This window comes from Peribacillus sp. NPDC056705, assembly GCF_043656335.1.
The window spans coordinates 1-3,891 of record NZ_JBHTYI010000072.1; the positions used below are offsets into that span (position 1 = coordinate 1).

Here is a 3,891-nt window from a genome sequence, read left to right on the forward strand (position 1 = left end):
GCTATGAGCAGATTGATATTCCGACTCGGCTGGCGAGCGTAATCGATGCGGCACAGCGAAAGGCCGCCGTACGGAAACGCATCCGGCGTGTACTGCGGTACTCCTCCGTGATTGCCGCAGGCATTGCCTTTCTCTTCGTGGTTAACATTCCGAGTGTTGCGAATGCCTTGTCCAAAGTCCCCGTGGTAGGCAGCATCGTCCAGGTTCTGCAATTCGGCGGCGGGGGTGAACGAACCGACGGCGTCACAGTAGGCACAGAAGCTGTGGAAGATGTATTTAAGATTCATTTTGCCCAAGCAGGCGAATCCGTCTCCAGCGTTCCTGCGTATACCATAGATCACCGGGAGGCACCGAACCGCCTGATCTTTACCTTCAACGGGGTGCGAAACTTCGATTATGACACACTCAAGCAACAGTTGCTGGACCTACCGCTCGTGAAGGATGTGTATGAGAATGTGATTCTCGATGACTCAGCCATGCGCTTTGTGATTGAGCTGAAGGATGGCGTGAAGCATGCTGTATCCGAATTTCGCGAGCCCGGATATCTTGAGCTGAAGCTCACCTCGACCGGTGAGGCTATAACGCCACGCGAAGTCTTCTACATCCGCAGTGAAGCGATGCCGCAAGGGGAAGCGCTCGCTATTCTAGAAGAGATCTACCTCGAAGACGACGTAACCTTCATCAAGACCGCGAGCGACCATTTCATTGCCATCATCGGCGGGTATGAATCTCGTGAAGAAGCTGAGGTGAAGCTGCGTGAAATCTCGGCTCGAGACAGCTATAGCGATGATCTGCACATCGACAGCTGGATGAGCAATGAACGTCCGGATTAATCGGATGCGGGCGATTGCAGGTATGCCAAAGACCTGTGGCTACTTATGCCACAGGTCTTTTTGCCATTCCATCCATTACTCGCGACAGATCATCAGTTTGTTACCATCAGGATCCTTCACGACAAACCAATGATCATGTTCAATCTCTGTTACGATCTCGACGCCGAGCTGCTTCATATATTGCAGTGATCCTTCCAGATCATCTGTCATCAGCATGAACGCGGGTGTATCAATCGATGGTGCGCCTCCCGGCTGATCTCCACCCCATTGAGGCATCGTGTCCAGAATAACGCCTGTTCCTTTCATCGGCAGCGGACATAAGTGACCATTCATAATCTCGCAGGCAGTCTCAGGTAAGGCGAGCACCCGGCAATACCAGCTGCGTGACTTCTCGATATCCGATACCGGGACGAAAATACTCCCCACCTTGTTCTTAATCGGACTTGTTTCTGCTTCATGAACGGGATTCTTCAATTCATCCATCGTCGTCTTGCCTCCATAAATCATTCTCAACACACGCGGTGCTGTAAAAGGTCGATATCCTTCGGGCAGCTCTTGTTCCATAGGCGATTGGCTCATCCTTCCCCCTCCATCTATCATCTCGATCTTATCTTCTTAACGGGTACATAGCATATGACCTTCAGTTCCTGCTCGGCGGCAGAAACAACATCTTCTTCAGGTGTATAGCTGGCGAACCAGGAACGATCTGCATCTGGCTCATATGTAGCGGATGTATCAAGCCACCGGTACATCGCCTCAAGGACACCGATCATTGAGCCATAAGTACCGGTAGTGAGGCATGCATAAATGCCGCCGCCCAGCTCACGTTCCATAACTTGCTCATCACTGGCAGGGTGGTAATCCGCAGGCGGCGTAATCATGACCTCATACACCGTGTGATCCTCGCACAATCCATCATCACAGCTCATATACACTTGAAGATCGCTTGCATTCACAAACCCATGACGAGATATCCAGGCGATAGACGCTTCGTCGGCCTCTTCCACAGCATTCACACCCGCGGCCCGAAAAGAAACGACTTGAACGGATGGCAGCTCCACAACTTTGATCTGCTGCAGCGACTTGCTCCGCTTCACAGGTAGATACAGCTTCATCCGCGCAATCTGTTCCTTCTGTAGAACGTACTCTTCGATAAAACGCACTCCATTCATGTCAAACACGCTTCGAGGCAGCCATTCGGAGAACAGCACGTTCCAAGTGGATGTAATACACACCTCCGTCACCGCCTGGACACGCGTCACGGCATAAAGGCCGCCAGACCATTCGATGGGTACTATACTCGGATGCGCCGGTTCCCAGCCTGTCTTCCGGGAATCCATCGCCATTAGCTGATAGCCGAAGGGCTTATCCCCTTCGTCCAGATCTACATGCCATCCGTACAGCTTCAGCTCACTCAGTTCTACGCCCTGAGGTGCAAGCAGGCTCTGGAAATGATCGATGGCAGCCCTCTCCAGCCCCTGTTCCTGCTCAGCAACATGGAGATATCCCCAGCCCTGGTGCGGTCCTAGACGGATAACCTTTACTTCCGGAAATCTCTCTGTGATCTCCCGCTCCTCCAGATAAGTGACTCGCTGCGCAAGATTCAGCCGTTCAAAGCTGTACACGATCTCGGATTTTCGATATGCTCCTGGAGTCAGACCGGTGAGTCGCTTAAACGTACTAATGAACGCAGGATAGGAGTCAAAACCATGCATAAACCCGATGTCGATCGTGGGTAAGGCGGTCTGTCGCAAGCTCACTGCTGCCTCGCTGATTCTGCGTTTGCGTATATATTCTTTTATGGGATGCCCTGTCATGCTGTGAAACCATCGATACAAGTTAGGCACCGACATCACCGCCACATCAGCTATCTGCGCAAGCGTCAGCGGCTCCGCCAGATGCTCTTCCATATAATCGATCACACGTTGAACCGTTTCACTTGAGAGCATCTTTCATTCCTTTCTTCACGAACATCGTGTGGATGGGTTATGCAGTCATCATACCAAACTCTTTCTTATGAGAAATGTACTTTTTTATCAAATTACACAAAAAAACAAGGCTCCTTTCGAAGCCCTGCGTTTCACTTTCTTATGAATCTGTGGAATGAGGATAGATCATGACCTTCACACTCGTATCCTTCTGCGTTCTGGCTAACTCAACGGCTTCCTCGATCTGATCCAAGGCAAACTTGTGGGTGATGATATCCCGAATGCGGCTGCCCTTATTCTGTAGCATCTGAATCGCCGCCGGGTATGTGTTCGCGTAACGGAATACGCCGAATACATCGAGCTCCGCATCCACTAGCGCTCCGATATCCATCGGAATCGCATCGCGCGTCGGCAAACCGACAAATACGATTCGGCCGCCTCGATTGACATAGCCGATCGAATCAGCGATGGCACCTGCGTTACCAGAAGTCTCGATAATAAGATCGATGCCTCCCCCGCCAGTGAACTCATGCAAGCGCTCAGGAACAATCTCATCCAGCGGGTTGATAACACCCGTCGCTCCCATCTGTAAGGCCAGATTACGACGATATTCCACCACATCGCTGCCATAGACCTGAGAGGCTCCAGACATTTTGGCTGCCTCGATTGCCAGCAGGCCGATCGGTCCGAGACCAAGCACGAGCACCCGGTCCTCCGGGTGGATTCGACCGCGGCGCACGGCGTGAAGACCTACGGATAACGGCTCCAGCAACGCGCCTTCCTCGAAGGACATCTCATCTGGCAAGTGGAACAGAAAGTCGCTGCGTACGGCTACGTATTCTGCCCAAGCCCCATCAACCGGAGGGGTCGCCATGAATACGACATCTGGGCATAAGTTGTAACGACCGCTTTTGCAATAAGCGCAGCGTCCGCATGTAACCCCCGGCTCCACGGCCACGCGGTCACCAACGGAGACATTCGCCACCTTCTCCCCGGTCTTTACAACGACGCCGGCAAGCTCATGTCCGAGAATCAGCGGTTCTTTCACCTCGTATCGGCCAATCCGTCCATGCTCGTAATAATGAACATCCGAACCGCAAATGCCGATACAATATACCTGAATCAACGCC

Annotated in this window: 4 protein-coding genes; 1 reads left to right on the forward strand and 3 read right to left on the reverse strand. The window is 52.3% G+C overall.

Going from position 1 to position 3,891, the window contains the following annotated elements; genetic code table 11:
- On the forward strand, positions 1-833 hold an 833-nt coding region (locus tag ACFRAK_RS27230), incomplete at its 5' end, for a hypothetical protein (RefSeq protein WP_394572914.1).
- A gap of 75 nt (positions 834-908) precedes the next feature.
- Here the strand turns inward: ACFRAK_RS27230 and ACFRAK_RS27235 are convergent.
- From ACFRAK_RS27235 to ACFRAK_RS27245, 3 genes are all read right to left on the reverse strand, one after another.
- Positions 909-1,412 (reverse strand): VOC family protein, encoded by a 504-nt coding sequence (locus ACFRAK_RS27235; RefSeq protein WP_394572915.1) that lies wholly within the window; start codon positions 1,410-1,412, stop codon positions 909-911.
- A gap of 17 nt (positions 1,413-1,429) precedes the next feature.
- Positions 1,430-2,782 (reverse strand): helix-turn-helix domain-containing protein, encoded by a 1,353-nt coding sequence (locus ACFRAK_RS27240; RefSeq protein WP_394572916.1) that lies wholly within the window; start codon positions 2,780-2,782, stop codon positions 1,430-1,432.
- A gap of 139 nt (positions 2,783-2,921) precedes the next feature.
- A partial coding sequence (locus ACFRAK_RS27245) for an NAD(P)-dependent alcohol dehydrogenase (RefSeq protein ID WP_394572917.1) occupies positions 2,922-3,891 on the reverse strand: 970 nt, incomplete at its 5' end.